This is a genomic window from Paraburkholderia bryophila (genome assembly GCF_003269035.1).
GTDB classification, from domain to species: Bacteria; Pseudomonadota; Gammaproteobacteria; order Burkholderiales; family Burkholderiaceae; genus Paraburkholderia; species Paraburkholderia bryophila.
Genome location: NZ_QLTK01000001.1, coordinates 683,509 through 710,440, shown reverse-complemented (window position 1 = coordinate 710,440; position 26,932 = coordinate 683,509). Strand labels below are relative to the sequence as shown.

At 64.3% G+C, this 26,932-nt stretch carries 25 protein-coding genes and 1 riboswitch; of the genes, 12 read left to right on the top strand and 13 right to left on the bottom strand.

The genetic code is table 11. The annotated features are described in order from the left end of the window. Positions 1-191 precede the first annotated feature (191 nt). Complete coding sequence (locus BX591_RS03085) at positions 192-506, top strand: hypothetical protein (RefSeq protein WP_111929230.1); 315 nt, start codon at positions 192-194, stop codon at positions 504-506. Between the two features lie 111 nt (positions 507-617). On the opposite strand, the gene BX591_RS03080 is transcribed toward BX591_RS03085, so the two are convergent. After that, the gene (locus BX591_RS03080) at positions 618-1,397 is read right to left on the bottom strand and encodes a cadmium resistance transporter (protein ID WP_244146890.1); all 780 of its coding nucleotides are present in this window, start codon (positions 1,395-1,397) and stop codon (positions 618-620) included. 96 nt (positions 1,398-1,493) lie between these two features. Between BX591_RS03080 and BX591_RS03075 the strand changes: the two genes are divergently transcribed. Further along, positions 1,494-2,090, top strand: coding sequence for a hypothetical protein (locus tag BX591_RS03075; RefSeq protein WP_111929229.1), 597 nt, complete (start codon positions 1,494-1,496; stop codon positions 2,088-2,090). Between the two features lie 134 nt (positions 2,091-2,224). Here BX591_RS03075 and BX591_RS03070 read toward each other — a convergent pair whose 3' ends face one another. The 3 genes from BX591_RS03070 to BX591_RS03060 form a co-directional block, all read right to left on the bottom strand. Beyond that, entirely contained in the window at positions 2,225-4,105 is a 1,881-nt protein-coding gene (locus BX591_RS03070) for a glycosyl transferase family 1 (RefSeq protein ID WP_111929228.1), read from the bottom strand. A 196-nt stretch (positions 4,106-4,301) separates the two neighbouring features. After that, complete coding sequence (locus BX591_RS03065) at positions 4,302-5,573, bottom strand: DUF3443 domain-containing protein (RefSeq protein WP_111929227.1); 1,272 nt, start codon at positions 5,571-5,573, stop codon at positions 4,302-4,304. 88 nt (positions 5,574-5,661) lie between these two features. Continuing rightward, positions 5,662-6,126: a DUF2844 domain-containing protein gene (locus BX591_RS03060; RefSeq protein WP_111929226.1), complete on the bottom strand. Its 465-nt coding sequence runs from the start codon at positions 6,124-6,126 to the stop codon at positions 5,662-5,664. 457 nt (positions 6,127-6,583) lie between these two features. Here BX591_RS03060 and bamC point away from each other — a divergent pair, with 457 nt between their 5' ends. Together bamC and BX591_RS36335 are read left to right on the top strand one after the other, a co-directional pair. Then, entirely contained in the window at positions 6,584-7,813 is a 1,230-nt protein-coding gene (gene bamC / locus BX591_RS03055) for an outer membrane protein assembly factor BamC (RefSeq protein ID WP_111929225.1), read from the top strand. Positions 7,814-8,051: 238 nt separating this feature from the next. Further along, positions 8,052-8,207, top strand: a complete 156-nt coding sequence (locus BX591_RS36335; protein ID WP_167444488.1) for a hypothetical protein — start codon at positions 8,052-8,054, stop codon at positions 8,205-8,207. 494 nt (positions 8,208-8,701) lie between these two features. Here the strand turns inward: BX591_RS36335 and BX591_RS03050 are convergent, their stop codons facing one another. The 6 genes from BX591_RS03050 to BX591_RS03025 all read right to left on the bottom strand — a co-directional run bounded on the left by BX591_RS03050 (position 8,702) and on the right by BX591_RS03025 (position 15,910). Continuing rightward, complete coding sequence (locus tag BX591_RS03050; protein ID WP_111929366.1) at positions 8,702-9,628, bottom strand: DMT family transporter; 927 nt, start codon at positions 9,626-9,628, stop codon at positions 8,702-8,704. Positions 9,629-9,994: 366 nt separating this feature from the next. After that, positions 9,995-11,593: an L-lactate permease gene (locus BX591_RS03045; protein WP_111929224.1), complete on the bottom strand. Its 1,599-nt coding sequence runs from the start codon at positions 11,591-11,593 to the stop codon at positions 9,995-9,997. 449 nt (positions 11,594-12,042) lie between these two features. Continuing rightward, positions 12,043-12,582: a hypothetical protein gene (locus BX591_RS03040; protein ID WP_111929223.1), complete on the bottom strand. Its 540-nt coding sequence runs from the start codon at positions 12,580-12,582 to the stop codon at positions 12,043-12,045. Positions 12,583-12,751: 169 nt separating this feature from the next. Next, the gene (locus BX591_RS03035) at positions 12,752-12,964 is read right to left on the bottom strand and encodes a glycine zipper 2TM domain-containing protein (protein WP_111929222.1); all 213 of its coding nucleotides are present in this window, start codon (positions 12,962-12,964) and stop codon (positions 12,752-12,754) included. A gap of 176 nt (positions 12,965-13,140) precedes the next feature. Beyond that, complete coding sequence (gene thiC, locus BX591_RS03030) at positions 13,141-15,072, bottom strand: phosphomethylpyrimidine synthase ThiC (RefSeq protein WP_111929221.1); 1,932 nt, start codon at positions 15,070-15,072, stop codon at positions 13,141-13,143. A gap of 134 nt (positions 15,073-15,206) precedes the next feature. Further along, positions 15,207-15,325, bottom strand: a riboswitch (TPP riboswitch). A gap of 174 nt (positions 15,326-15,499) precedes the next feature. After that, on the bottom strand, positions 15,500-15,910 hold the full coding sequence (locus tag BX591_RS03025) for a GreA/GreB family elongation factor (RefSeq protein ID WP_111929220.1): 411 nt from the start codon (positions 15,908-15,910) through the stop codon (positions 15,500-15,502). 664 nt (positions 15,911-16,574) lie between these two features. On the opposite strand from BX591_RS03025, the gene BX591_RS03020 reads away from it, so the two are divergent. The 5 genes from BX591_RS03020 to BX591_RS03000 all read left to right on the top strand — a co-directional run bounded on the left by BX591_RS03020 (position 16,575) and on the right by BX591_RS03000 (position 20,734). After that, positions 16,575-17,399, top strand: a complete 825-nt coding sequence (locus BX591_RS03020) for a DUF1223 domain-containing protein (protein ID WP_111929219.1) — start codon at positions 16,575-16,577, stop codon at positions 17,397-17,399. 123 nt (positions 17,400-17,522) lie between these two features. After that, positions 17,523-18,173 (top strand): cytochrome b/b6 domain-containing protein, encoded by a 651-nt coding sequence (locus BX591_RS03015; RefSeq protein WP_111929218.1) that lies wholly within the window; start codon positions 17,523-17,525, stop codon positions 18,171-18,173. Between the two features lie 55 nt (positions 18,174-18,228). After that, positions 18,229-19,020, top strand: a complete 792-nt coding sequence (locus BX591_RS03010; protein ID WP_111929217.1) for a molybdopterin-dependent oxidoreductase — start codon at positions 18,229-18,231, stop codon at positions 19,018-19,020. 156 nt (positions 19,021-19,176) lie between these two features. Further along, positions 19,177-19,425 carry a pentapeptide MXKDX repeat protein gene (locus tag BX591_RS03005; RefSeq protein ID WP_111929216.1) on the top strand — a complete coding sequence of 83 codons (249 nt, stop codon included), beginning with the start codon at positions 19,177-19,179 and terminating at the stop codon, positions 19,423-19,425. Between the two features lie 364 nt (positions 19,426-19,789). After that, a complete protein-coding gene (locus BX591_RS03000) occupies positions 19,790-20,734 on the top strand; it encodes an EamA family transporter (RefSeq protein ID WP_111929215.1) in 945 nt (314 codons plus the stop codon). Positions 20,735-20,912: 178 nt separating this feature from the next. Here BX591_RS03000 and BX591_RS02995 read toward each other — a convergent pair whose 3' ends face one another. Next, complete coding sequence (locus BX591_RS02995; protein ID WP_111929214.1) at positions 20,913-22,958, bottom strand: NADPH-dependent 2,4-dienoyl-CoA reductase; 2,046 nt, start codon at positions 22,956-22,958, stop codon at positions 20,913-20,915. 374 nt (positions 22,959-23,332) lie between these two features. Here BX591_RS02995 and BX591_RS02990 point away from each other — a divergent pair, with 374 nt between their 5' ends. Continuing rightward, positions 23,333-24,130 carry a DUF4397 domain-containing protein gene (locus tag BX591_RS02990; RefSeq protein WP_111929213.1) on the top strand — a complete coding sequence of 266 codons (798 nt, stop codon included), beginning with the start codon at positions 23,333-23,335 and terminating at the stop codon, positions 24,128-24,130. 398 nt (positions 24,131-24,528) lie between these two features. On the opposite strand, the gene BX591_RS02985 is transcribed toward BX591_RS02990, so the two are convergent. Together BX591_RS02985 and BX591_RS02980 are read right to left on the bottom strand one after the other, a co-directional pair. Beyond that, positions 24,529-24,663 carry an entericidin A/B family lipoprotein gene (locus BX591_RS02985; protein WP_111929212.1) on the bottom strand — a complete coding sequence of 45 codons (135 nt, stop codon included), beginning with the start codon at positions 24,661-24,663 and terminating at the stop codon, positions 24,529-24,531. A 222-nt stretch (positions 24,664-24,885) separates the two neighbouring features. Beyond that, complete coding sequence (locus BX591_RS02980) at positions 24,886-26,364, bottom strand: sensor histidine kinase (protein ID WP_111929211.1); 1,479 nt, start codon at positions 26,362-26,364, stop codon at positions 24,886-24,888. Between the two features lie 171 nt (positions 26,365-26,535). On the opposite strand from BX591_RS02980, the gene BX591_RS02975 reads away from it, so the two are divergent. Together BX591_RS02975 and BX591_RS02970 are read left to right on the top strand one after the other, a co-directional pair. Next, positions 26,536-26,712 (top strand): DUF1328 domain-containing protein, encoded by a 177-nt coding sequence (locus BX591_RS02975; RefSeq protein WP_111929365.1) that lies wholly within the window; start codon positions 26,536-26,538, stop codon positions 26,710-26,712. 45 nt (positions 26,713-26,757) lie between these two features. Next, positions 26,758-26,919, top strand: a complete 162-nt coding sequence (locus tag BX591_RS02970) for a DUF1328 domain-containing protein (RefSeq protein WP_006052455.1) — start codon at positions 26,758-26,760, stop codon at positions 26,917-26,919. Positions 26,920-26,932 lie beyond the last annotated feature (13 nt).

Below are 26,932 nucleotides of genomic sequence, written 5' to 3'. Positions count from 1 at the left end.
GTGAGCGGGCGCGCTGTTTGCGGCGATTGCAGTGGGTGAGTCGAGATTGACATGGCCGAAGTTGCCGAATCCGAACCGGACGGCGGTGTGTATAAATAAGGGGATCAGCGTTGGCCGCGCGCTGGATCGCCGGATCACCCGATCGGAAACCGCGGACGCGATCACTTCTTTTCACTTTGCCGGAGGCAGCCATGAATCGAACGTCGAGGACATTGAAGGCAGTACGGATCTTGCTGTGCGCCGCCGCGTGCGGGATCGCCGCGCAGGACGACGTCAACGCGCCGCAAAATGGTTTACGTCTGATGCCGAACGCCGCGCGCGGCAGCGAATATCCGACGCACGGCAACCAGCAGGCTGGCGAGATGAATCTGAATCCGACCGACCCGCGCGCGCAATTGGTGAACGGTTTGCCGAACAACACGAATGCCGGCGGCTACGGCTCGCCGCTCGCGGGCGTGCGCACGTATGTGCAGCCGACCGCCACGCCGTCGATGCCGGCCAACTGAAAGCTCGGCGGGAGAACGGCCGTGCTGCATCGCGCGCTGATGTGCAGCGCATCTCCGCACAGGCCGGTTGCTGACTATCCAAGGGCTGGTTCTAAGGGCTGGTCGAGCCTGTCAGAGGCCGAACACGATCGGCAGCGTGTCGTTCTGCACGATCACGGACACGCCGATCACCAGCAGGATCAGCGGCAGCAGCGCCGTACCGTAACGCCGGATCGGCGCGCCGAGTAACGGATGTTCGACGAGCCACACCGCGCCGAGGCACCACAGCCCGATCATCACGACAAATACCAGCGAGATGAACATACCGTCAGCATGGGAATGACTGGCGTACAACGGCACGTAGACGGCAATGTTGTCCGAACCGTTGGCGACCGCCACGCACGCTACGGTCCACCAGGATGAGCCACCGCGCACGGTGGCGGGCGGTACGGACGCGCTTGTCGGGGTGGCGCTGGACGGACTAAAGCGCTCCCAGGCCTTGGCGAGCCCAACGCCAATCGGCAAGATGCCGAGCAGGCCGACGTAACCGGTGGGCAAGCGCGTGAGCAGCGCCGCCAGCAGAATCGCCGCCACGACCAGGACCAGCGAGCCGGCAAATTGCCCCGCGATCACACGACGCCGCTCGCGTCCCGCTTCCGCGAGGAAGGCGAGCAACACGAACAGATTGTCGATGTTGGTGGCGGCGTAGGCCGCGATGGCGAGCAGGGCAAGGCTGAGCATGCGGGAAAGCCGGTCGATACGGGGTGACGAAGCCGGACTGCGTCCCGTGAAGGGCGCAGGCGGGAAAGGCAGCCGCGCGGCGCAACGTCGGCGGCCGATCGACACGATGCCAATACGTGCCGACGCGGTCAAGGTTTTGACCCGTTGCATGCCGTTTTGCGCGAGGTCCACGGCTCGCGGTCCGCGCGTTGCGCAGCCGGTCGCGGCCGAGGTCGAGTGTGCGCCCCGTAAGCTACAATTGCCGACGGCTTGAAAAACGGAACATCAATGAAGATTCGCATTCTCTCCCTCGTCTGCGTCGCGACCGCTGCCACGTTGCTGGCCGGCTGTGCCGTCTATAAGAACCCGAGCGCATGCGAGCAGTTGATGCGAAGCAAGCTGGCCGACACCTCCGCGGATACGTTGAAGATCGATCATGCGGGTACGGCAATCGACGGTACACGGGTGGTGGCGGAAGGGACGATCGAACACGTGATGACCGCGTCGGAAGTGGCGGCCGCCACGCCGCCTGTCGTGCCGAAGGTGGCGGCGCCGGTTACGGCTTCAGCCGCGCAGACCGGGCAGATGGCGTACGCGGCTTCGGGCGTGCGGGCGGCTTCGGCTGCTTCGCCGGCTTCGGCGTCTGCTTCGGAGTCTGTCGCGATAGCGAATGGCTCCGGGGCATCGGAGACAGCGGCGGCACCGGCAGCCATGGCTGCGGCGGCTTCGAGCGCCGGAGCGCCTTCGGCCAAAGACGCCAAGCCGAAGAAGACCACGACGGCCGCCGCTGCCGAATGCACATTCCATGGCGAGACATTGGGGGTGTTCACCTGGCTGGCGCCTGCCAAGCTCGCCGCGCCGCCTGATGAGGCCGCCGAAGAGTAAATCGCGTTGGTGCTTCGGTTTTTCGATGCCTTGGTGCGTCGTGGCACGGGCGAGCTTGCTCCCGGTCGGTGTCGCGGTCGCGGTCGCGCCGCTTGAGGCCCTAGCCTCAAACCAACGCTAAGCCCGAACCACCCTCAAGCCATCGCCTCCAAGCGATGGCTTTTCTTTTCCCGCGTCAGCTCGCGCACCCGCTCGCCAAACGCCTGCGGCCGACCTTCGAAGCACCGCTCCACCGCCCGCGTATCGATCAAACGCTGCCGTAACAGCTTGCGTTCGTCGTGTGAGTCGATCATTCGCACCGCGGCGGCGACGTAGTCTTCGACGCTATCGGCCGTGGTCCACGACGGCATGCCGACCCGCTCGAACAACGCGCCGTCGATCCGCTCGAACACCTCCGCGCCGCGTTTGCAGACACCCGGCAAACCCAGCGTAAGCGCGTCGACAATGCCGTTGGTATTACCGAACGGAAACGGGCTGAGAAACAGATCGGCGCGATCGACGCACGCCAGATAGCCCGCGTAACCGTAAAAACCATGCACGACAGCGCGCGGCAGGGCTCGGCCGATCACGTCGCGGATTCGCTCCAGCGGCAAACCTGCCGGCACGCCGCTCAAGAAATGAAACTCGACCGGCGTGGTGGCGCGCGCGCCGATCTCGCGGCACGCGTCGAGAAAACCCGGATTCAGCTTCATCGCGCTGGCCGTGACGACGATCTCCAAGGTCTCGCGCGACGGCGGGACCCGCGCGACGATATCCGGCAACGACACGGAAGGGCGGTACGGTTGACCATTCTTCGGCAGCTTGAGCAGGCGCTCGCTAAAGCAGGCGGGGTCGCCGACGTAGTCTTCTTCGACGCTCACGTAGTCGATCTTGTCGGAGTGCGTGGTGGCCGGGTGACCCAGGCCGGCGATCTGCAGCGGTGCGACGCGCAGATTCGACATGAACACGCTGAGCACGAACATGCCGACGCTCGGCATATACAGCACGTCCGCCTTTTCCGTCTCGGCAAAGTCGCGAATCGTCTTCAGGCACTCGCCGATGTATTCCGGCTGCTCCAGTTCGATGAAACGATCGAAGACCGCGCGACCGATGTCGTCGATTGCGTAACCGAACCCGAAGCCCACCACCTCGAAATGCTCGCGTGCCGCTTCCAGCGTGCGTGAATGCGTGCGGTAAATTGAGTGAGCGCCGCCGAACCACTCCAGCACGACCAGCATCAGCGGTTTCTTGCCGCTGCGCGTGCGGTTTTTCGCCGGCGCTGCGGCCGGCGCCGCCGCCGGCAGGTCGGTCAGGCCGAGTTGCGCCAGTTTGCGACGCACCAGCACGTTGATGTCCCGCTTGATCTCATGCCGTCGCGGTGAGTCCGCGTAGCTGCAGAACATATAGGCGTTATGCAGCAGGGCGGTAGGTAAGTCGTCGAGGTCGCCGATCTGCCGCAACTTGCCGGGCAGCCATTCAATCAGCGCTTCGCGTTTGAGATGTGCGCTCGGTGAGGCCTTGAACGTGGGGGCGAGTAGCACGAGCGCGAGACTGGCCGCGAGGGTTTTGTCGTACGCCCACAGCGCGGCGAAGTCGATTTCCAGTTCCGACTCGGTCGAATACAGCACGCACAGTTTTTCGACGAAGCTGTCGCCAGCAAGAAACTGCGTGTTCTCCGGACCCCGTGGGTTCAGATGACGGATCACCGGATCGGCATTGCCGAACGGCGTGGTCGAGAACACCAGGCCTAGCCATTCGTGCAGCGTCAGAAACAGCTTGAGGCACTCGCCGGGCAGCTTGAAATCCGGATCGGCGAACAGCGTGGACGACGCGCTCGCGAGACGGCTGCAAAAGCGTTGGCGTTGCTCGATGGGCGTAAGCTCGAGCATGCCCGATGCAACGAAGCTGTGGTCCAGCTTGCCGCGTGTCTGCTGCAACAGCACCAACCCGGCGATGAGCTGGATCGACGCCTTGACATGCTGGCGCGTGTAGACAAGTTGCTCGAAGTGGTCGAGCGAGAAGGTGGCTTCTTGCATCAGGCAAATCTCTCGAAATACGCATGACTAACTAAATGAAAACGACGTTAGTCGAAGCCGAAGATTATCGCAGTCGATTGCATCCAAATTGCCCCATGCCACCAATTCGAGAAGTTTCCGCTTCTGAAAGCGACGCCTTCATGACGCGTGTCGGGCGAATCTGTCAGAACCAGCCCTCCGCGTCAAAAAGCGTAAGTCAGAAAGCGTAATACGGCCCCGGTCCCGCCGACGTCACGCGTGCCGAAATCGCGGTGTAGACCCGTCGTCCGAAGAAGAACGGCAGGCCCCAGCCGAAGCTGCTACCGGCCACGCCGGCCAGGTTGTCGAAAGCGTTGTTCGCCGAGGCGAACAGGACGCGCGAATTGCCGATCTCGAACGACACCGGGTTCGAGATGCCGTTCGTGCCCGTAATCGCGGCGCTGGCGGCCAGCGCCGCGCTGGGGCAATACCAGAAACCGCACTGCGGCAATTGCGCGTTGCTGAAGAAAAGCCCGTTCGAGCCGCTGTCGATATAGCTTTGCGAGTAGGTTTGTCCGCCGCTCGTGGTGACCACGTAGCCCGTCAGAGAATTGGCCTTGACCACGCCGGCGGCGCCGAGCGTGTTGTTCGCCTGAGTATCGATGCCGAAGATCAGCGAGCCGGAGACGTTGGCCGCGCCATTGTCGGCGACCGGCGGCAGGTCGATCACGACGCCGTTGTTGTCGAGCTCGAAGCGGCTGACCGGGTTGGTCACCTGTTGCGCGAGCGCTTGGGTGCTTGCAACGCAGGCGCCGTTCGCGTCGCAACTGTAGTACCAGCGCGGCAACGCGGCGTTGACACAGCCGGCGCCGCAGTCGGCCGCGAACAGCCCGATACCCAGAATGCCGTTGGAGCGCAAGCTCGCGACCGTCAGCATGGCCGGGCCGGAGGCGGCGCAGTCGGTCGGGACGGTCGGCGCCGCCGGGTCGGAGATCAACTGGATCGGGATCGACGCGGCCAGTTGGCCGGCCATGCGCACGTCCGCGCTGCGCACCGCGCCCCACGCGTAGCCGCCGCCGAACACCGCGCACTCGCCGGTGATGCCGTTGCCCGACGGGATCGCCCCGAGCGGGACGCTCGCCGGTAGCGCCGACGCCAGAATCCGCAAGCCGTGCGAGCCGGTGTCGACCTGAATATTGTCGATCGTTGCGCAGTTGTCGGTGCCGGGCTGGCAGACGGTGACGCTCGTCGTCAGCAGGTTGCGCGTCAGGCCCGGCGCGGTGGTGACGGCAATCGGCTGGACGTTCGGAATGGTCGATTGCGGCACCGATGTGCTGGCGGCGGGCGCGGAGGCGCTGGACGGCGCGCTGGCGCCGAGCGGGGCGGCGCCGGTTTGGGGGGCGCTGGTCGGCGTGCTGCTGCCGCCTGTGCCTCCACCGCTGCCGCCGCCGCAACCGGCGAGCGTGGCGCAAGCGACGACCAGCGTGAGTAGGGAGAAGGACGGGGTCATGGTGCGGGAGGTCTCCGGCGCGTTGTTTTTTGACGAGGGCGGGCTTGGGGCGGGGGCACGGCGGGCGGGCGCGGCCCGCCATCGTCCATTAGCGGAAGTCATCGGCCGCGACGCCCGCCGGCAACGCCGACGGCAGCCACGCGCGTCCCACGTAGCCGCGCATCGGGCCGCCGGACTCGACGATCACGTCCGGGCGAACCACGCGCGACGCATGCAGATTGCCGCTCGCCGCAGCCGCTGCGGCGCCGCTGCGGTACGACTGGGCGTACGGACCCAGCAGCGCGTGCAGATCCGGCATGGTCGGGCCTTGCCACGCATAGGCGACGATCAGCCCGGTACTGGTGGCGTATTCGTTGACGGTCGTCATGCCGGCATCGGTCAGCGTGCGCATGCGCAGCGCGCCGTTCAGCAGGGTTTGCGGCGTGGCGCCGCTCGAATCGGCTTGCAGCGGCATCGCGCCGCCCAGTTCGGCGTGCGCGGGGACATTCGCGCACGCAAGGGGAACGGCCAGCGCCAGAACGTTCAGGGCCTGACGAACAAGGGGTTTTGGCATAACGGTCGATCTCGCAATGGAAGCGCTCAAACTTATTGAGACGTCCAATTCAAGATAACACTGAGGTTTCCTGATCTTTGTCCTGCAGGCGATTCGCCGGATCGACGAGTCTCAAAATTGACCGGCCAAACGGACGCGAAAGGGCTTTAAAACAAGGATCTGACGCGCATGTGAGATACATCCGACAATTAATTGGGAAAGGTTGCGGATTGTTAAATATGCCGCGCGAGAGCAGGATGAAAACGCTCGAAGCCCGGCTTTCCCCCGTGACCGAAAGCGCCGCGTGCGCGTCGCAAAAACGTGAGCTCAGCAGGCCACCCGCACGGCTCGGCAAGGCCGCGCACGCTGCTCATTTCTCAGGCAAACCCCAGTTTTTGCACACGACTCGCCGGGATCGGTAAAATGTTGGGTTGATCCACGGAAACTTGCCGTGGCGTAGCGGAAGGATTCCCCGAACATGACTGATCTTCGTCTTACCAAGCGGTTTGCAGTAATGCTGATGGCAGGCGGTCTGGTTGCCGGCTGCGGCACGTCGTCGCCGACCAAAATCGACTACAAGAGCGACTCGAAATCGAAGCAGGTGTCACTTGCCGTCCCGCCGAACATGATCGACGAGACGGCCGATCAGCGTTCGTTGCCTCCGCAAGGCGGCGAAACCTCGTTGTCCACGCTCAAGCAGGTTCAGGCGCAAGCGCCGTCGGCCAATTCCACGGTGGTGGTGCCGCCGGTCACCGGCATGCACATCCAGCGCGACGGCGCGGAGAGCTGGCTGGTGATCGACAACAAGTCGCCCGATCAGGCCTGGGCGCAAATCCGCCGCTTCTGGCAGGAGCAGGGGTTCCTGCTGGTGGTCGACCAGCGCGACAAGGGCGTGATGGAAACCGACTGGAACGAAACCCACGCGCAGATCAACGACGGCCTGATCCGCAACACGTTGTCCAAAGCCATGGGCAACAGCTACGTGAGTTCGGAGCGCAACAAGTACCGCACGCGTCTGGAATCGTCGCCGGGCGGCGGCACGTATGTCTTCATCAGCCAGAAGGGCTTGCGTGAGGCGGTCACCGGTCCGAACAACGATTCGACCAAGTGGGAAGCCAAGCCGAACGATCCGGGTCTCGAACAGGAATACCTGAAGCGCCTGATGGCGGCCCTGGCGCTGGCCGACTCGCGCAAATCGGGTGACACGCAAAACGCGGATCTGTCGCCGGCCGGCGCGCAAACCGCGCCGAACGCGGCCACCGCGGGGGCAAAGTCGGCAGCGGCGGCCACTGCGGCGCAAAACGTGGCGTTGTCGGCGCAGCAGCCCATGCCGGACGCGGACACGCCGAACACGCAGGCGCAGTTCTCGTCGACCGAGCTTACGCTGGGCGAGCCGTACGACCGCGCGTGGTTGCGCGTGGGCCTCGCGCTCGACCGCAGCAACTTCACTGTCGACGACCGCGATCTGGGCCGTGGCCTCTACTTCGTGCGCTACGTCGATCCGAAGGATCTGAGCTCGGCGGAACAGGGTTTCTGGAGCCAGATTTTCCACGGCAAGAAGGAAAAGGTTGCCAAACAGTATCTGGTGAACGTGCGCGCCGTGACGCCTAACCAGACTCGCGTTGCCGTGGTCACCGACAAGGGCGACGTCGATCAGAGCTCGCAGGCCAAACAGATCATGAGTCTGATGGTCGACCAGTTGCACTGAGCAAACCGTCCGGGCTTGCCGCAAGCGGCGGTAAGTCAAGGCAGGCAGCCCAGTTGGTAAAAAACCCGTCCGGGACCTGTCCCGGACGGGTTTTTTTTGCTCACAAGTCTTGCCTGGCGCCGCCGTACAACCGGCAAAATCCGCATCCGGCCGCCCGGCGGTGCCCCCGTGAAACCGAGCATGTGTTTTGCTTGACTGCGAGATACCGGGATGACCCGGCAATCAACCGGAGTTGGCCATGTTCGACGTGATTCCTTACTGGATGTGGGCGGCGAGCTTGCTCGTCCTGGCGCTTGTGTGCGGAGCGGCGTTGAGCCCGCGCGAATCGCGGCCGCCGGCGGGACTGCGTTTGCGACACAGCGCCGCGCACCGTCCGAAGTGGCCCACGCATTGAACGCCGCCGTGCCGGCCGCGTATGAATCGAACGTATGCGGCCGTTCTGTGCGGCCGCGTGTAACGTGACGTTACCCCGGTGACGTAACTGCCGAAGCCCGCTCCACCGCCTTCCTTCGCCTCACCCTCTCGCTGAAAATTCCAATAATAATCAAACGCTTGCGAGATTTTCCCGCTGACATCCAGCAACTGGCACACAAGCTGCTTTTATAAGCTCATGGGGCCGGATTGGTTAAGCCGATGGGGTTTTCCAGCCAGGCGTTCCAGACGATTCCAGTATCGGACGATGAACCGGTGCTGAGCCCGATGATGGCCTGCGCGCGACGCGCGCGGCCTCGGTGGCCCCGTCGCCTATCCTCGTAGGGCGACGGTTTCGCCCGCACTCCGAAAGAGTGCGGGCTATTTTTTTGGCGACGCACGATACGTGGCCAATGAAAACGCAAACAAGACAGCGCGACCAACGCCCAACAATGCTCGAGCCCGAATCAATCCGGCTCAGGTGTCGGCCCGACGCGGCCCGACCCAAGGCAAGCGCTTGATCACGCCCGTGGCGAGCGCGGTGCCGACCAGAATCACGCCGCAGCCTTCCAGCATGCCGGGCGACACGCTTTCGCCGAGAAACAGCGCGCCCCACAAGATGCCGAAAATCGGAATCACGAAGGTCACCGTAATGGCGCGCGCCGGTCCGGCCACCGCGATCAGATGGAAGAACAACATATACGCGACACCAGTACACGCGACGCCCAGCGCGATCACCGCGCCCCAGGCATGCAGCGAGATCGGCGTGGCCGGCCAGTAGATCACCGCGAGCGGCAGCAGCACGATAGTGGCGCCGGTCATGGTGCCGGCGGCGACGGTCAGCGCGTCGACGCCGGTCAGGTGACGCTTGGTGTAATTGGCGGCAATGCCGTACAGCAGCGTGGCGCCGAGCGCCGCGCCGGCCGCCAGCGCAGTGCCCAGCGGTGTGGCCGCCGAGCTGCCCGGCGCGGCGATCTGATCCCACACCAGCATCAGGACGCCGAGAAAGCCGACCACCAGGCCGAGCGTGCGCATGCCGCTCAACCGGTCGCGCAGCCAGACGAAAGCGACCAGCGCGCCCCACAGCGGCGTGCTCGCATTGATCACCGACGTGACGCCGGCCGACAGCGTCAGTTCGGCGTACGCGAACAGGCAGAAGGGCGCCGCCGAATTCAGAATGCCAACCACCAGCAGCGGAAAGGCGCGTGTGCGCAGGATCGTGACCGATTGCTGCAACGGCCGACGCGCGACCAGCACGATGATGAGGAAGGCCGCGCCGATGCCGACACGCAGCGCCATCAGCGGCGCGACGCCGAAGTCGGTCACGCCGACGCGGATAAACAGGAAGGACGCGCCCCAGAGGGCGGCGAGAATCAGCAACTGGAGCAGGTTTTTAGCATTCATCGGAGTGGCGCCGCGCGCGGTTGAGTCGAGACGCCAGCGCATCGTAGCAGCGCGATTGCGCGAAACGTTTCAGCCTGGAATGAAACGGCAAGATGCGGGAGAGTGGGGGCGTCGGATAGACGTGATCGTAAGCGCTGAGGCGGCGTATGCAAAACGAGCAATTCTCACGCTGATGTGAGAAAAATTACGATGAGAATGAATGCGGAGTTGGCGAGAGGCCAGGTAGGGCGTGGGGCACACGGCGCGATCGTGAATTATTTTGCGGTGGCGCCGAAATGCGGAGGTGGGAGAAGTACGGGAATACGGAGGTACGGAATCACGGAAGCTGGCCGCGGATAGACCACGGCCAGCTTCCCACCAATCTGCCTAATGCGGAATCATCCCCTGCAGCACATTTTGCTGCAGCCACACCAGCACCCCGAGCAGCACCGTCAACAGAATCGAATGCTTGAAGGTTCGCGCGAACACCACGCCTTCCTTGCCTTTGAGTTCGGTGGTGGCCACGCCGGTCGAGATGTTTTGCGGCGAGATCATCTTGCCCATCACGCCGCCCGACGAATTGGTCGCCGCCATCAGGATCGGATTGAGATTCAACTGATGCGCCGCCACCACCTGCAGGTTGCCGAACAGCGCGTTGCCGGACGTATCGCTGCCCGACAGAAACACCGCGACCCAGCCGAGGAACGCCGACACCAGCGGAAAGAACGGCCCGACCGACGCCGCGCCCAGACCGAGCGTGTAGGTCAGCCCCGAGTAGTTCATCAGATACGCGAGGCCGACGATCGTCGCCACCGTCAGGATCGCGATGCGCGTCTGCACCCAGGTATCGGCGATCGCCTTGCCGAACTCGCTCGCGCTCAGCCCGACCACGAACGCCGTGATGATCGCCGCAACCAGAATGGCGGTGCCGGTGGCCAGCGGCTGGAAATCCCACACGGCGCTATATGGCGTGTTGTACAGCGTGATGAAGACGGCTTTGTCGAGTCCCGGCCATGGCACCTTGACGTCGCCGATCAGGAAGATCTTCGCGACGGTCCAGATGATCACCACGATCGACACGATGATCCACGGATACCAGCCCTGGCCGCCGCCGATCTTGCCGCGCACCTCGCCGACCCGGTCGATGTTGATCGCGAACTTCGGATCCACCGCCGGGCGCCAGACGCGCAGGAAGGCGATCGTCAGGATCAGCGACACCATCGACGACAGCACGTCGGTCAGGCTGTAGTTCACGTAGTTCGACGCGACGAACTGGGTTAGCGCGAAGCTCGCGCCCGACACCAGCAGCACCGGCCACACGCGCAGCATGTTGCGAAAGCCGGCGTACACGCCGATCACATAGAACGGCAACAGGAACGCGAAGAACGGCAACTGACGGCCGACCATTTTGGCGAGTGAATCGGCCGGCAGGTGCGTGACCGCGCCAAGCACGGTGATCGGCACGCCCAGCGCGCCGAACGCGACCGGCGCGGTATTGAAGATCAGCGTGAAGGTGAGTGCTTCGAGGGTCGGAAAGCCGAGCAGGATCAGCAGCGAACTGGTGATCGCGACCGGCGTGCCGAAACCGGAAATCCCTTCGAGCAGCGCGCCGAACGAGAAGCCGATCACCACCAGCACGACGCGCCGGTCGTTCGGCAGATTGTCGATCATCCACATGCGGAAGGCAGCGAAGCGGCCCGAGCGCTGCGAGATGTTGTACAGCAGGATCGCCGTGAAGACGATCCACATGACCGGCCAGCAGGCGAACACCGCGCCGTTGGCGACCGAGTCGAAGGCGAGTCCCACCGGAAATTGCCAGACGGCGATCGCCACGATCAGACCGACGATCAGCCCCGCGAGCGACGCCTGCCAGGCCGGCCGCCGCGCCCAGCCGAGCAGGAGCAGCACGACGATGATCGGCAGCGCGGCGACCAGAAACGAGAGCGGCAGTGAGTTGCCGACCGGAGTGAGTAGTTGATGAAACATCGCGTCTCCTTCGTTGTTGTTCGGACTCGACGCGAGACCACGCACTACGGGGCGCGTCGTTAGGACGGATGGGCGCCGGCGGCGACGGTGAAGCGGGCCGGGGCGCTTATTTAAACGGGTACTGCGTGCGGTTCTACAGAAGCATAGAACTCGGCTGGGGTAGGTCAAGAAGGGAAACTACGGGCGCGGGACGAAGGCGGGATAACGGTGTATGCCGCCTGACGGATTGGGCCGCGCGTCGAGCATGACGCAGGCGTCGCGCGGCGCTCTGGACGGCCGCGCGAGCGTATCCGGTCAAGGGTTCACGAAAGGAACCGGCGACCCGATACGCGAGCGGAAGTAGAGAAAGGGCGAAGCGGAGAAGGCCAGCGCCAACAAGTGCGAATCGGTGAGAATCGGCGTCAATCGGCGTCAATCAGCGCCAATCGGCACCAGTCCGCGCCAATCGATCAATGCCAGTGGCCGTGCCCGCCGCCCCAGCCGCCATGCCCGCCCCAGTAACCGCCGAAGCCGAAGCCGATCGACACCGACGGCCCGTACCAACCCGGATAACCGCCGTAATACGCCGGGTAAGCCGGATAAACCGGCGGCGCGTAGTAAGCGGGATAAGCCGGCGCGACATAGACCGGCGGAGGCGGAACCACCGCGGTCGCGTAGGTGGCCGGCGGTACCTGCTGGGCCGCCCGCGCTTGCGACTGCGCCTGTTGGGCCTGTTGCGCCTGCAGTTGCTGCTGTTGTTGCAGGGCGGCCGGATCGTTCTGCGCCACGCCCAGATCCTGCTGGGTCGCGCCGGCGGGGACCGTGGCGTAGTACGGCGAGTAAGCGCCCGGATAGTAGCCGTACGGGTAATAGCAACCGGACAGCGTCAACACGCAGACGGCACCGCCGAGGGCGATGCCGTTTCGCGAAAGACTGGACAGGCGACGGTAAAAACCGTGCGGCAGCCGTTGGCCGAACGCACGGAACGAATTGACGACGCGGGACTTCATGACGCGCTCCTGGTTATATCGAACGCCGGCCGGCGGCGTGATCCCATGAGCTTACGCCGCGAGGATGCATGCAGGATTGCAAAACCGTAACGGCTTATTTCAGGTCATTGCAAGCCATGGACGAGGCGGCGGACCGGCATTGCCGAAGTCGGCCGCTCGCACGTCGGCGTTACTTGCCCACCTGATTACCGATGATGCCGCCCGCCGCCGCGCCGCCCACCGTCGACAGCGCGTTGCCGCCGATCGCCGCGCCCGCCGCGCCGCCCAGGCCCGCGCCGATGGCCGTATCGCGGCCTTGACGGCTCATGTCGCCACAGGCGGAAAGGCTGGCCACCACGGCGACGAGCGTGGCGAGCGCACTGATTTGTCGGATCGATTTCATGATGCTGACTCCCGTGGAAGTGAGTTATTCGTAATCAGGTGTTTCCCTTCTGTCAGCATGCGGCGTGCCTGGCCGTGAGCACAAAAAAAGCCCGCGCAATGGCGGGCTTCGGTACTGCAACGCATCGTGCGCTTTAAGGGCGACGCAATCGCATCGCCCGGCAAACGCTTCAACCGTTATTGACGCTGATAAATTTCCGCGCCTTTCTTCATGAACTCGATCGACTTCACTTCCATGCCTTTCTGCAGCGCGTCGTCGTCGGAGAGGCCTTGTTGCGCGGCGAATTCGCGGACGTCCTGCGTGATCTTCATCGAGCAGAAGTGCGGACCGCACATCGAACAGAAATGCGCGACCTTGGCGGAATCCTTCGGCAGCGTTTCGTCGTGGAATTCGCGCGCCTTGTCCGGGTCGAGACCGAGATTGAACTGGTCTTCCCAGCGGAATTCGAAGCGTGCCTTGCTCAATGCATTGTCACGCACCTGCGCGCCCGGATGGCCTTTCGCCAGATCGGCGGCGTGCGCGGCGAGCTTGTAGGTGATGATGCCGGTCTTGACGTCGTCCTTGTTCGGCAAGCCGAGGTGTTCCTTCGGCGTGACGTAGCACAGCATCGCCGTGCCGAACCAGCCGATCATCGCCGCGCCGATACCCGACGTGATGTGATCGTAGCCCGGCGCGATGTCGGTGGTGAGCGGTCCCAGCGTGTAGAACGGCGCTTCGTCACACCATTCCAGTTGCAGGTCCATGTTCTCCTTGATCAGCTGCATCGGCACGTGACCGGGGCCTTCGATCATGGTCTGCACGTCGTGCTTCCACGCGATCTGCGTGAGTTCGCCGAGCGTCTTGAGTTCGCCGAGTTGCGCTTCGTCGTTGGCGTCGTAGATCGAGCCGGGACGCAGGCCGTCGCCGAGCGAGAAGGCCACGTCATAGGCCTTCATGATTTCGCAGATGTCCTCGAAATGCTCGTACAGGAAGCTTTCCTTGTGGTGAGCCAGGCACCACTTCGCCATGATCGAGCCGCCGCGCGACACGATGCCGGTCATGCGCTTCGCCGTGAGCGGCACGTATTGCAGACGCACGCCCGCGTGGATCGTGAAGTAGTCGACGCCTTGCTCGGCCTGTTCGATCAGCGTATCGCGGAAGATTTCCCAGGTCAGGTCTTCGGCCTTGCCGTTGACCTTTTCCAGCGCCTGGTAAATCGGCACCGTACCGATCGGCACCGGCGAATTGCGGATGATCCATTCGCGCGTTTCGTGAATGTGCTTGCCGGTGGACAGGTCCATCACCGTGTCGCCGCCCCAGCGGATCGCCCACGTCATCTTGTCGACTTCCTCGCCGATCGACGACGTCACGGCGGAGTTGCCGATGTTCGCATTCACCTTCACGAGGAAGTTGCGGCCGATGATCATCGGCTCGCTTTCCGGGTGATTGATGTTGTTCGGGATGATTGCGCGGCCGCGGGCGACTTCTTCACGCACGAATTCCGGCGTGATCGCGGTGAGGCCGTTCGGACCGAACGCGCTCGCGCCGAACGCCTGGCCCGGGTGTTGCCGGCCCATCATCGCGGCGAGCTTTTCGCCGTTCGGGCCGCTCGTCTTCAGGCTCTCCAGATACTCCGCACGGCGCTGGTTCTCGCGAATCGCGATGTATTCCATTTCGGGCGTGATGATGCCCTTGCGTGCGTAGTGCATCTGCGAGACGTTCTGGCCGGCGATCGCGCGGCGCGGTGTGCGGTGCAGGCCCTTGAAACGCAGGTCGGCGGTGGCGGTGTCGGCGGCGCGTTCGCGGCTGAAGTCGCTCGACAGACCCGTCAGCGCTTCGGTGTCGCCGCGCTCTTCGATCCACGCCTGACGCAGCGCGGGCAGACCGGCGCGAATGTCGATTTTGGCGTCCGGATCGGAGTAGGGGCCCGACGTGTCGTAGACATAGACCGGCGGATTTTTCTCGCCGCCGAAGCTGTCCGGCGTGTCCGCCTGCGAGATCTCGCGCATCGGCACGCGGATGTCGGCACGCGAACCGGTCACGTAGACCTTACGGGAATTCGGCAGCGGCGCGACAGCGGCTTCGTCGACGTGCGCGTCGGCGGAAAGGAATTTCGGGTTGGCGTTCATGCGTTATCTCCTAGGTTGACCGGAGTTGGCGCTTGAATGCCTATTCCGGTCCCATGCCAAAGCAATGTGGGGCGGCTAAGCAGGAGACGAGACGGAAGAAGTCGGAGATCGCGGGAGATGAAGCAGTAGACCAGGTGCGAAATCCGTACGCTTCCCTGCGCTGGCATTATCCAGATCAGGTTCAAAGGGTATTTCTCACCCACGCAGCACGGACCTCCAACCTCCGTGCGACGCAGGACCCCCGCGTTAGCAGCGCACACGATACACCGGCCGGGCGCTGCTTGGCAACCCATCCTGAAAAGTCGGATACCGGGTATTACCGCGGCTGTCACCGCGAGTACCACTCTCGCCGGCCGCGACCTATTCTTCTAGAGATAAGCCCGACCGGCATGCTGCGGCGCATGATCCGCGCCGCAGCGCGGCCGCTTCACCGCGTGAAGTCGTCGGCGGCTTCGGGTTGGAACAGGATCTTCTCGAGCTTCAGCACTTTCTCGGCGCCGCTCGGCGGCATGAAGCGAATTTTCTCGCCGCGTCTGGCGCCAAGCAGCGCGAGACCGAGTGGCGAAAACACATTCAGGCGGCCGCGCGCGAACTCCGCCTCGGGCGGATAGACGACGGTCCACGTCATCTGCTCGCCGCTGGTTTCGTCGACCAGAATGGCCTGCGAATTCATCGTGACGATGTTCGCGGGAATCTCGCGCGAGTCGACGATCACGGCGCGTTCGAGGACCTGGTCGAGCATGTCTTGCAAGCGGGCGTCGGCGCCGGGCGCGGCCGCGTGTTTCTCGAGACGGACGACGTCGAGCTCGGTGAGGTAACAGGTTTTCGTCTTCTTCACGACGGTACTCCAGTGCGATCTGCGGGTGAGGGAACAGCATGCGGAAGAGATCGGCCCGGAGCCCCACTACGCGGCTCGGGCATGGAGCGGGCTGCGTTAGATCGGGCGCCGGGCGGCGGAGAGCGGGAGAAGTCGGGGGAGTGTTCGCAGAAGCGTTCGGCGAAGCATTCGGGCCGGCTCGCTAATGCGCTGCGGGGTGAATTCCTTGCGCGCGCAACCGGTTGCGCGGCACGGGCGCAAGCGGATGTGGGCAGTGGAAATCGAAAAGCGCATGGGGCTGGCCGGCAAGTTCGGGATCGAATCGGTTCGGCGCCGCGAGAATAAAAATACGGCGCAACTGAAAGGAGAATGTTAGCACGGGGTTTTGGGTCTCTTCGTTCGACGCCGCGACGCGCCGTCTGCGTGGTATCGGTTCGGCCACGCGTGCGCGTGTCATCCAAGGCCGCGCCTGCCGGTGCGGTTAACGCGCCTGACAGACTGGCCGTACCCAGTGTGACGATGTCGCGCCGATGAACACCACGCCGGACACGCGCGTGACGGTGGTGATAAGTCACGACTGAGCCATGCGCGGCGAGCGGGCAGGGCAGCGGAAAAAAATTTCGCAAGACCTGTCATAAGCGAGTGGGCGGTTCGACAAACGTGCAGATCCTGATGGGAGCATGTCATGCAAACCGCCCGTACCCGCCGCTTCACGCGAGCCATCGCGTGCATGGCCGCGCTCAGCCTGCTCGCGGCCAGTGGCCTCGCCGACGCGGCCGCCGCCGTCTGCAGCGCACACAGCCCGGCGCATCGCGTCGCGCTGGTGGAGCTTTACAGCAGCGAAGGCTGCAATAGCTGCCCGCCCGCCGACAACTGGTTGAGCCAATGGAAAAACAGCGGCGCGACGCAAAGCATCGTGCCGCTCGCGTTGCACGTCGACTATTGGAACAGCCTCGGCTGGACCGACCGTTTCTCGCAACATCGTTTCACCGAACGGCAGCAAACGCTGACCGATCTCGCCGGCGGCCACACCATCTATACGCCGGAAATCTTCGTGTCCGGGCGCGAACTGCGTAGCTGGTCGCAACGCGACAGTTTCGACAGCCGCATCGGCACGCTGGTTGCCGAACCGGCTCAGGCAAACGTTGCGCTCGAACTCAATCCGCAGGCGCCGGGCGCCTTCAATGTCGCCGCGCAATTCACCAGCAAGGCCGCGGATCCTGCCGGGCAACTCAACGCGTACATCGCCGTTTATGAGAACGCGCTGAGCTCGCACGTCGGCGCGGGCGAAAACAGCGGGGCCACCTTGCATCACGAGCGCGTGGTGCGGCAATGGATCGGGCCGGTGCCGCTGGTCGGCGGCCATGCGCAGATTCATCGCGAGATTCGCGTCGACGCGACCGGCGCCGATGCCGGCGGCAGCGCCGATCGTTTCGGCGTGGTCGGTTTCGTCGAAAACGATGCGACCGGCGACGTGCTGCAAGTGGCCGAACTGGCGGGCTGCCAGTGAGCGCCGTCCGGCTGTTCGCCGCAACTTTCTTGAAGGGGATCAGGGTAAGCGCTATTGCACCCAAGGCAGCGCGAAAGCGTTAACTCAGGATGACACGCCCACTCTGTTCGACAGGAGACCGCCATGGCAATCCCTCACGCATTACGCGATAGCGAGCCGCACCTCGCACCGCCCGCCGTACCGAAACCCGGCGCGATTCACCCGGTATGGGTGCGCGTCACGCATTGGCTCAACGCGCTCGCGGCGATCCTGATGATGCTGTCGGGCTGGCGCATTTACGACGCCTCGCCGATTTTCCCGACGTTTCGCTTCCCCCCTGGCATCACGCTCGGCGGCTGGCTGGGCGGCGCGCTGCAATGGCATTTCGCGGCGATGTGGCTGCTGGTGTTCAACGGTCTGCTGTATCTCGCGCTGAACCTCGCGAGCGGACGTTTCGTCCGCAAATTCCTGCCGGTGTCGCCGCGCGCGGTGCTGCGCGACTTTATCGCCGCGCTGACCGGCAAGCTGTCGCACGCCGATCTCCGCGTCTACAACGCGGTGCAGAAATTCGCCTACCTGTTCGTGGTTTGCGATCTGATCGCGCTGGTGTTGTCGGGCCTCGCGATCTGGAAATCGGTGCAGTTTCCGCTGCTGCGCGAACTGATGGGCGGCTACGACAACGCCCGCATCGTCCACTTCTGCGCGATGTCGCTGATGGCCGCGTTCATCGCCGTGCATCTGGCGATGGTGGCGCTGGTGCCTCGCTCGTTGCTGGCCATGTTGCGCGGCCGCTGAGCCGCCGGCTGGTTACCACCGAGCCGCCGCTACCGAACGTTATGGAACTCGAATCATGAACAAGCCTGTTCGACCCCCCTCGCGACCCGCCGGCCAGACGCTCGACCGCGAGTCGATCCTGATCGACGCCCGCCGCGAACTCACCATGCCGTCGCGGCGCCTGTTCGGCAAGCGCCTGTTGACGCTCGGCGGCCTGTCGATGCTGACCGGCTGCTCGCTCACCGACAACGACTCGGTCAACCAATTCCTGACCGCGGTGTCGCGCCTGAACGACCGTGCGCAGGCCGCGCTATTCGATCCGAAGCAACTCGCGCCGACCTACACCGAAGCGCAGATAACGCGACCGTTCCCGTTCAACGCGTTCTACGGCATCGACGACGTGCCCGACGTGGACGGCGCCGACTACCAGTTGAAGATCGGCGGCCTCGTCAAAGGTCAGCGCACGTGGAGTCTGCCCGAGTTGTACGCGTTGCCGCACGCCGAGCAGATCACGCGGCACATCTGCGTGGAAGGGTGGAGCGCGATCGGCCGCTGGGGCGGCACGCCGTTCGGCGATTTTCTGCGACGCATCGGCGCGGACACCAGCGCGAAATACGTCGGTTTCAAATGCGCGGACGACTACTACGAAAGCATCGACATGCCGACCGCGCTGCACCCGCAGACGCTGCTCACGTTCGACTACGACGGCGAGCGTCTGCCCGCGAAATACGGCTTCCCGATGAAGCTGCGCATGCCGACCAAGCTCGGCTACAAGAATCCGAAGCACATCGTCGAGATGTTCGTCACCAACACGTTCCCCGGCGGCTATTGGGTCGACCAGGGCTACAACTGGTTCGGAGGCTCCTGACGCACGCGGGCCGCGCGATGAGCCGGCGACGACGTCCGGCCCGTCACGCACCCCCGGGCGGCAGAAGCTTCGGAAATACGCCGGCGATCACGCGCTCAATGGATCAGGTCGCCCGATCGGCCGGTTTTGAATCATCCACAACAACGGAGTTATCCCATGAAAAAGTTCGCAATCGCAGCAGTGGCCGTCGCTCTTCTGACCAGCGGCGGCGCCGCCTTCGCGCAAGCCAGCGGCGCGATGTCCAACGACGCCATGTCGAAAGACACCATGTCGAAGGATTCCATGTCCAAGGACAGCATGTCGAAAGACAGCATGAAAAAGAACACGATGAAGCACGACAAGATGAAAAAGAGCGGCGACGCGATGGGCATGAAGCACGAAGCGTCGGGCGCCATGGCCAACTGACGCATCCGGTCGATGCCCGTCGCATAGCGTGAACGCGGCGGTGCCGAAGCGGTGCCCAGGCCGGGGAAAACTCCCCGGTTTTTTTGTTGCAAGTACGCTAAAAAGTTACGATTCTTTCGACTGGCGCGGTGGGCGCTTACTGCATAATGCGGTGCGCGCCAGGCATTTGGCGCGTGTTCGCCGCGAATCGACTCCGTTCGAACGCGCGGCGCTGTGGCCCTTTGGCCATTTATCGTCCTTCCGTTCCACCACATGTCCGCCAGCCTCGCCCGTCCGACCGCATCGCCGATGCGGTGTCCGCCATCCCGTCACCGGGTCGTCCGCGGGGACGCGGAACCGTTAGCGGCAGGGGCGGGTTGAACGCATGTCGCCGCAACTCCCCGAGCGCTTTTTGCGCAATTTTCCGCGTCGCTTCCCGATCCGCCTACCGCAGTCGCGCAATGGCCAGATCGCGCTGGCGCTGGGCGTCGTCTACCTCGTGTGGGGCTCGACGTATCTCGCCGTGCACGTCGCGCTCGGCTCGTTTCCGCCTTTGCTGCTGTCGGGCATGCGCAATCTGTTTGCCGGTATCGGCCTGTTTATCTTCGCGATGCGCCGCAAGCCGGTCTGGCCGAGTCTCGCCGAAATCCGCAATGCCGGGCTGGTCGGCACGATGCTGGTCGGTTTGTCGAGCGGCATGCTGGCGTTCGGGATGCGCACCGTCGGCACCGGCACCGCCGCGGTGATGGTGGCGACCGTGCCGCTGTTCGCCACGGTGATCGCGGCGGTAGCGGGGCGCAAGATCGGCCGGGGCGAGTGGTTCGCGGTCGGGCTGGGGCTCGTGGGCATTGCAATTCTGAGTCACGGCGACAACTCGCCGGGGTCGGCGGGCGGCAGTCTCGCGATCCTGTGCGGCGCGCTTTTCTGGGCGGGCGGCGCACATCTGGCCGGGCGTCTGAAGTTGCCGTCGGATCTGTTTCTGTCGACCTCGCTGCAGATCGGCCTGGGTGGCGCGATGTCGAGCATGGTGGCGTGGGTCTCCGGCGAGCGGATGCTCGACGTGCATTTTCTGCCGGTGCTGGCGTTTATCTACCTGATGCTGATCGGCACGATGGCCGCGTATGTCGCGTATGGTTTTCTGATCCGGCACACCAGTCCGATCATTGCCAGCAGTTGTATGTACGTGAACCCGGTGGTCGCGGTCGCGCTTGGCGCGCTGCTGCTTGGCGAGCCGGTCACGCATTCCACGGTGATCGCGACCGTGGTGATTCTGGCGAGCGTGGGGCTGTCGTTCTGGTTCGATTACCGGAAGAAGGGGCTGGCTGTTTGAGGGGCGCGAGGGGGGAAGGAGCGTTGGCGAACCGGCTAACTGGCGAACCGACGTGCGGGCGAACCGGCGAACTGTTCGACAAAGCCACCGTTCTCGCTCGACCCAGCCGCACAGCACGACTCAACCGCACAGCACGACCACCCGCACAGCGCACGCCTGACCAACTCAAGCCCCTAAACTAAAGCGCCGCCGCCACTTCCGCGCCCTCGCGGATCGCCCGCTTCGCGTCGAGTTCGCCCGCCAGCCTGGCGCCGCCGATCACGTGATAGCGCGGGCCACCGGTCCGCGCGGCAGCGTTCTCCGCCGTCACCGGATGCAGATCGCGCAGCGAATCCTGCCCCGCGCACACCACGATCGTATCCACCTCGAGCCATTCCTCGGCACCGTCACGCTCGATCTTCAAACCGCGCGCGCCGATCTCCCGGTACGACACGCCGCCGAGCATCTTCACGCCGTTTCTCGCCAGCGTCGCGCGATGCACCCAGCCCGAGGTCTTGCCGAGTCCCATGCCCAGCTTGCCGGCCTTGCGCTGCAGCAACCAGATGTCGCGCGGCGGCTGCGGCGCGACCGGCGCCTTGAGGCCGCCGCGTTCCCGCACCGCGAGATCCACGCCCCATTCGTCGAGCCACGCATCGCGCGGCGTCGGCAGAGCATCACCCTTACGATGCAGCAGGAACTCGCTGACGTCGAAACCGATGCCGCCCGCGCCGATCACCGCGACGCGGCGCCCGACCGGCGCGCCCCGCAACACGTCCACGTAAGACAGCACGTTCGGCCCGTCGATGCCGGTAATCGCCGGCCGCCGCGGCACGATGCCGGTGGCGACGATCACGTCGTCGTAAGCCCCGGCCGCCAGCAGCGCGGCATCGACGCGCGTGTCGAGTCGCACGTCGACGCGATGCCGCTGCAACTGGCTCTGAAAGTAACGGATGGTCTCGCTGAACTCTTCCTTGCCGGGCACGCGCATCGCCAGATTGAACTGGCCGCCGATGCTCGCGTTCGCATCGAACAGCGTCACGCGATGCCCGCGCGCGGCCGCCACGGTCGCCGCCGACAAGCCCGCCGGCCCCGCGCCGACCACCGCCACCGAACGCACAGCCTGCGGTCCGGCGACCGGGTGATAGACCAGTTCGGTCTCGCGTCCCGCGCGCGGATTCACGAGGCACGACGCGCGCTGATTCTTGAAGGTGTGATCGAGGCAGGCCTGATTGCACGCAATACAGGTGTTGATTTCGTGCGCGCGGCCTTCGGCGGTCTTCACGACGAACTCGGGATCGGCCAGCAGCGGCCGCGCCATCGACACCAGATCGCCGGCGCCCTGTTCGAGCAGGGCTTCGGCAACTTCAGGCGTATTGATACGGTTCGACACGATCACCGGCACCTTGACCGAGGCCTTCAGACGCGCGCTGAGTTCGGCGAACGCCGCGCGTGGCACCGACGTCACGATAGTCGGCACGCGCGCCTCGTGCCAGCCGATGCCGGTATTGAACATCGTCACGCCGGCCGCTTCGAGTGCCTGGGCGACCTGCACGGTTTCGTCCCAGGTATTGCCGCCTTCCACCAGATCGATCAGCGAGAGCCGGTACACGACGATAAAGCGTTCGCCGCACGCCGCGCGCACCCGCTCGACGATCTCGCGTGCGAGCCGCAGGCGATTTTCGATGCTGCCGCCGTAACCGTCGGTGCGCTGGTTGGTGCGCGGACACAGGAACTGGTTGAGCAGATAGCCTTCGCTGCCCATGATCTCGACGCCGTCGTAGCCCGCGCGTTGCGCGAGCCGCGCGCAGCGCGCGTAGTGGCGCACGGTCCTCGCGATGCCGCTCACGGTGAGCGCACGCGGCTTGAACTTCGAGATCGGCGATTTGAGCGCGGAGGCCGACACCACGAACGGCTGGTAGCCGTAACGGCCCGCATGCAGGATCTGCAACGCGATCTTGCCGCCTTCGGCGTGCACGGCCTCGGTCAACTGCCGGTGGTTGCGCAGATCGAATACCGAGTTCAGCGTGCCGCCGAACGGCAGCAGCCAGCCTTCGCGATTCGGCGAGATGCCGCCGGTGATGATCAGACCCACGCCGCCTTTGGCGCGCTCGCGGAAGTAGGCGGCCAGCTTCGGGTAATGCCAGAAGCGGTCTTCCATGCCGGTGTGCATCGAACCCATCACCACGCGGTTGCGCAAGCGGGTGAAGCCGAGATCGAGCTCGGCGAGTAAGCGTTGGTAAGGCATGCGGGGGACCGTGTAAGTATGGGACGCGGACGAACGATACACCGGGCGTCGTGCCAACCCTCCGAGGAAAAATTCTAATCCACGCAAATCGTTGCGCCGTAAGACATTCTTGCGTCGCCACGAGCCAACTTTGCCCCCGCGGCACGTGCATTGCTCAATGCGAGCGTCCAACGACACGGACCGCGCCGCTCCCCGAACAGGCGCGTTGTGCGGCAGGGAAGGAGGGAGTGCTCCGTTTCGGAACGCCGTCCAGACACCATTCGAAGCAGCGACGAAACCGGTGTCGGACGTTCCGAGGTTCGAAGCGAAGCACCCATAAATCAATGGGCCATGAGCAATGCGCCATGAGCCCGACATCGATATAGGTGAACACAATGAAAACGATCCGAACCATGGCGGCAATGGCTGCTGTTGCGTCCCTTCTGAGCGCCTGCGGTGGCGGCGGCACCAGCGACGTGGGCAAGGAACTCGGCATCACGAATCCGGAGATTCATTTCATCAACGCGAATCCCAGCAGTCCGGCACTCGACTTTCTCGTGAGCGGCACCGCGCCGTCGGGGCAGACCAACGTCGCCTATAAAGGCGTGACCAATCTCACCAATATCGGCACGGGTTCGACCACGGTCGCCTACGCGGCGACCGGCACGACCACCGCGCTCGCGAGCGGCAATTTCCCGAACGTCGCGAACGGTCACGACTACACCGTGATCGCGTTGCCGAACGTCACGGCACCGGACATCGGCCTGATCGACGATCCGTTCGACAAGGGCCTGCTGTCCAATAGCGCGCGTCTGCGCGGCTTCAACGCGTCGCAGAACGCGGGCAATCTCGATCTGTACCTGGTGCCGGCCGGGACGACCGACGTCAGCACCCTCACGCCGACCATGACGGGCGTGCAGTACAAGAACGCCGTGCCGGCCAGCGGCCAGGATTCGATTTATGTGTCCGGCGGCCAATACGAGTTGATCGCAACCGTCTCCGGCAGCAAGACGCCGATCTTCCAGTCGGCCGCGTTCTCGCTGTCGAACAACGCCGACTGGCTGATCACGTCGGTGCCGATCGGCGGCACGCTCAGCCAGTTGCTGCCGGGGCAGATCCATCTGCTGATCGCGCAGAACGGCAACACCGGCACGCCGAGTCAGGAACTGACCAATACGCTGACGGGCATGTAAGCACGCCGCGCTCGCAGGCGCGCGTAGCGCCTGTGAGCGGGGGACAGTCCTGGGGAGGACGGAGCGGCGATCCACGTGAGTGGGTCGCCGTTTTGTTTGTGCGGGTGGGAATTGCTTCGCTCGCGGGGAGCGCGGTGCGTGCAGGGCGCGGTGACGAGTTGAACCGGCAGCGAACGTCGCGCACGTGCACCGCGCGAGCGGGCGGGCGGGCAATGTGGGCACGCCTGCGCTGCCCATGAAAGAAAGCCCGTCGCTAGATGACCCGCGACGGGCTTTCCTTGCCTGCAAAACTCAGCGTGACGCAGCCTGACTCAGCGTCAAGCAACATCAAGCAACATCAAGCAGCGAACTCGCATCGGCGCCGCGAAAGCGCCTCCACAAGTCGCCCGGCTACCAGCTTACTTCGCCTGATCCGCCGAGTTCGTGATGGCGTTACCGCCCTTCGAGATGTCCTGTCCGGCGCCGGCCACCGTGTTGCAACCTGCGAGCGCAGCGGTCCCTGCAATGAGAAGCAAAGCGATCAGTCGAGTCATGAAAGTTCTCCGTGTCGAGAATGCATCGGTTGACGTGCCCGTCGTGTCCGGCACGTGCGACCGGGGCTTGTGTCAGATCGCCAGTCGATCCGGTCTGATTGCATGTTAAAAAAAGGGCGGGGGCGGCGCTGTCAGTTGCACCGCGATTTTGTTGTAGGTGGGCTCCGGTGTTTGCGTCGGCGCACTCCTACAAGCGCAGGGGCGAGGTGCGTCCGCACGTTGCTAGACGGGCGTGCGCGTGGGCGTGGCCGGCGGCAGATCGATCGACGGCGTCGCGGTGCTGACGCTTGGCATCATCACGTCGATGTCGGTGCCGTTCGGTTCGCCGCGCCGGATGTCGAAACGCCCGCCGTGCGCGGCGACGCGCTGGCGCATGCCGAGCAGCCCGTGCGTGTGGGTGCGCTTCAGATCGGCCGGCATGATGCCCACGCCGTTGTCGGCGATGTGCAGGGCGACCTGGCCATCGCCGACCTCCAGCGCAATCGACACCTTCGACGCCCGCGCGTACTTGGCGGCATTGGTCAGCGACTCCTGGGCGACACGAAACAGCGCGATCTCGGTCTGCTCGTCGAGCTGGATATCGTCGGCGGGCAGATGCAGATCGAGCGTCCAGTTGTTGCGTTGCGCAGCTTCGTCGGCGAGCGTGCGCAGCGCCGTGACGAGCCCGAAATTGGCCAGCACGGTAGGCCGCATGTCTTCGATGATGCGGCGCTTGAGCGCAATGCCCTGGTCGAGATTGACGAGCGCGCGTTTTAGTTTGTCGGCGATTTCCGGCGCACTGTCCTTCAGCTTGCGGTTGGCCCACGCCACGTCCATCTTGCTGGCGGTCAGAATCGCGCCGAGTTCGTCGTGCAGTTCGCGCGCGAGCTGGGTCTTTTCGTTTTCGCTGACCGCCTGCAAATGCCAGCCCAGCGCTTCGAGCTGACGCGTGCGTTCGCCGACGAGCTGATCGAGTTCTTCCTGTTGCGTGATCAACTGACGCTGCACGCGCGCCTGGCGATCGATCTGAATGCCGAGATTGCGAAACAGCAGAATGAACAACACGATATTCAACGCCGACAGACCCGCCGCGCACAGCGTCGAAATGCGCTGATCCGCGCGGCTCGCGGCGAGCGCGTGCTGCGCGCGGCGGTCCTCGTTATCGCGTAGCAGCGTGAGGGTGCTGTCCACCAGCGACGCGTCGGCCGGATTCGCCGCGCTCAGCGGCCCGCACGCGGCCAGATCCAGCGGATGCGGCGCCGCACGTTGCAGGGCGGCGGCGCCCGCGCCGATGCGTGCTTCGATCAGCGCCAGAATCTGCGTGAAGCTCGTGAGTTCGGCGTTATCCGCCTTGCCACTGCGATAGAAGCGGTTCAACTGCTGTTCGCTCTGGCGAATCCGTGCGGCGCTCGCGCAATAGGCCTGCGCGGTGGCGTCCTGCTTCGTCAGAAGAAAATCGCTTTGCTGCGCGCTCAGGTTGGAGAGCTGGCTGGCGAGCGTGCTCAGTTGCACGGTGACGTCGCGGGCGTCGAGCGCGGTCTCGTACTCGGCGGCAATGCGCTCGCGCGCGGTCTCCAGAATCACGAGGCCGCCCACGGTGATGACGATCGCGACTGTCATCGCGATGGCCCAGCTGCGGTTGTGCATCCATTGACTCAGTCGCGTCGCCGCCGCTGGATCGCGCGGGGTTTGCAGGTTCGACGTGTTCTGCGCATTTGGCACATTGGGCTCCTCGGATGGGGCATCAGTGTAACGTCCACCATCGTAACGCTGCCGTAATCCAATGTAAGCGGATTCTCACACGAAAACCGGCCTGCGTCGGAATGCGCCTTCGCGCACCGATCGATAGCATGAGCCTTGATCGTTCATTCATTCTTTTGGGAGAAAGCCACCATGCTGAAATGGGCGTTGTTCTTCGCCGTGATCGCGATAATCGCCGGCCTGCTTGGCTTTACCGGCGTTGCGGCAGGGGCGGCCGCGATCGCGAAGTTCCTGTTTGTCGTGTTCGTGATTCTGTGCGTGGTGTTCCTCGTGCTCGGCTTCGTGGTGACGAAAAAGATCGTCGATTAGCGCGGCTCGCACATCGAGCCGAACCCCATTGAAAGGAGAATTGCCATGCTTCACTACGCCATTGTCTTTTTCGTGATCGCGATCATTGCGGCCGTGTTCGGTTTTACCGGCATCGCAGCAGGCGCGGCGGAAATCGCGAAAATCCTGTTCTACATTTTCCTCGTCGTCTTCGTGGTCACGTTGCTGCTTGGCGTGTTCCGAACGTAGAGGCGCAGCGATT

What these genes read in the sequence shown, in the direction of transcription:
- BX591_RS03000 (WP_111929215.1), top strand. Translation starts at nt 19,790, where the DNA reads ATGTCGCCGCAACTCCCCGAGCGCTTTTTGCGCAATTTTCCGCGTCGC.
- BX591_RS02970 (WP_006052455.1), top strand. Translation starts at nt 26,758, where the DNA reads ATGCTTCACTACGCCATTGTCTTTTTCGTGATCGCGATCATTGCGGCC.
- BX591_RS03075 (WP_111929229.1), top strand. Translation starts at nt 1,494, where the DNA reads ATGAAGATTCGCATTCTCTCCCTCGTCTGCGTCGCGACCGCTGCCACG.
- BX591_RS03015 (WP_111929218.1), top strand. Translation starts at nt 17,523, where the DNA reads ATGGCAATCCCTCACGCATTACGCGATAGCGAGCCGCACCTCGCACCG.
- BX591_RS03085 (WP_111929230.1), top strand. Translation starts at nt 192, where the DNA reads ATGAATCGAACGTCGAGGACATTGAAGGCAGTACGGATCTTGCTGTGC.
- BX591_RS36335 (WP_167444488.1), top strand. Translation starts at nt 8,052, where the DNA reads ATGTTCGACGTGATTCCTTACTGGATGTGGGCGGCGAGCTTGCTCGTC.
- BX591_RS03060 (WP_111929226.1), bottom strand. Translation starts at nt 6,126, where the DNA reads ATGCCAAAACCCCTTGTTCGTCAGGCCCTGAACGTTCTGGCGCTGGCC.
- BX591_RS03020 (WP_111929219.1), top strand. Translation starts at nt 16,575, where the DNA reads ATGCAAACCGCCCGTACCCGCCGCTTCACGCGAGCCATCGCGTGCATG.
- BX591_RS02995 (WP_111929214.1), bottom strand. Translation starts at nt 22,958, where the DNA reads ATGCCTTACCAACGCTTACTCGCCGAGCTCGATCTCGGCTTCACCCGC.
- bamC (WP_111929225.1), top strand. Translation starts at nt 6,584, where the DNA reads ATGACTGATCTTCGTCTTACCAAGCGGTTTGCAGTAATGCTGATGGCA.
- BX591_RS03070 (WP_111929228.1), bottom strand. Translation starts at nt 4,105, where the DNA reads ATGCAAGAAGCCACCTTCTCGCTCGACCACTTCGAGCAACTTGTCTAC.
- BX591_RS03035 (WP_111929222.1), bottom strand. Translation starts at nt 12,964, where the DNA reads ATGAAATCGATCCGACAAATCAGTGCGCTCGCCACGCTCGTCGCCGTG.
- BX591_RS03040 (WP_111929223.1), bottom strand. Translation starts at nt 12,582, where the DNA reads ATGAAGTCCCGCGTCGTCAATTCGTTCCGTGCGTTCGGCCAACGGCTG.
- BX591_RS03010 (WP_111929217.1), top strand. Translation starts at nt 18,229, where the DNA reads ATGAACAAGCCTGTTCGACCCCCCTCGCGACCCGCCGGCCAGACGCTC.
- BX591_RS02985 (WP_111929212.1), bottom strand. Translation starts at nt 24,663, where the DNA reads ATGACTCGACTGATCGCTTTGCTTCTCATTGCAGGGACCGCTGCGCTC.
- BX591_RS03045 (WP_111929224.1), bottom strand. Translation starts at nt 11,593, where the DNA reads ATGTTTCATCAACTACTCACTCCGGTCGGCAACTCACTGCCGCTCTCG.
- BX591_RS03050 (WP_111929366.1), bottom strand. Translation starts at nt 9,628, where the DNA reads ATGAATGCTAAAAACCTGCTCCAGTTGCTGATTCTCGCCGCCCTCTGG.
- BX591_RS02990 (WP_111929213.1), top strand. Translation starts at nt 23,333, where the DNA reads ATGAAAACGATCCGAACCATGGCGGCAATGGCTGCTGTTGCGTCCCTT.
- BX591_RS03065 (WP_111929227.1), bottom strand. Translation starts at nt 5,573, where the DNA reads ATGACCCCGTCCTTCTCCCTACTCACGCTGGTCGTCGCTTGCGCCACG.
- BX591_RS03005 (WP_111929216.1), top strand. Translation starts at nt 19,177, where the DNA reads ATGAAAAAGTTCGCAATCGCAGCAGTGGCCGTCGCTCTTCTGACCAGC.
- BX591_RS02975 (WP_111929365.1), top strand. Translation starts at nt 26,536, where the DNA reads ATGCTGAAATGGGCGTTGTTCTTCGCCGTGATCGCGATAATCGCCGGC.
- thiC (WP_111929221.1), bottom strand. Translation starts at nt 15,072, where the DNA reads ATGAACGCCAACCCGAAATTCCTTTCCGCCGACGCGCACGTCGACGAA.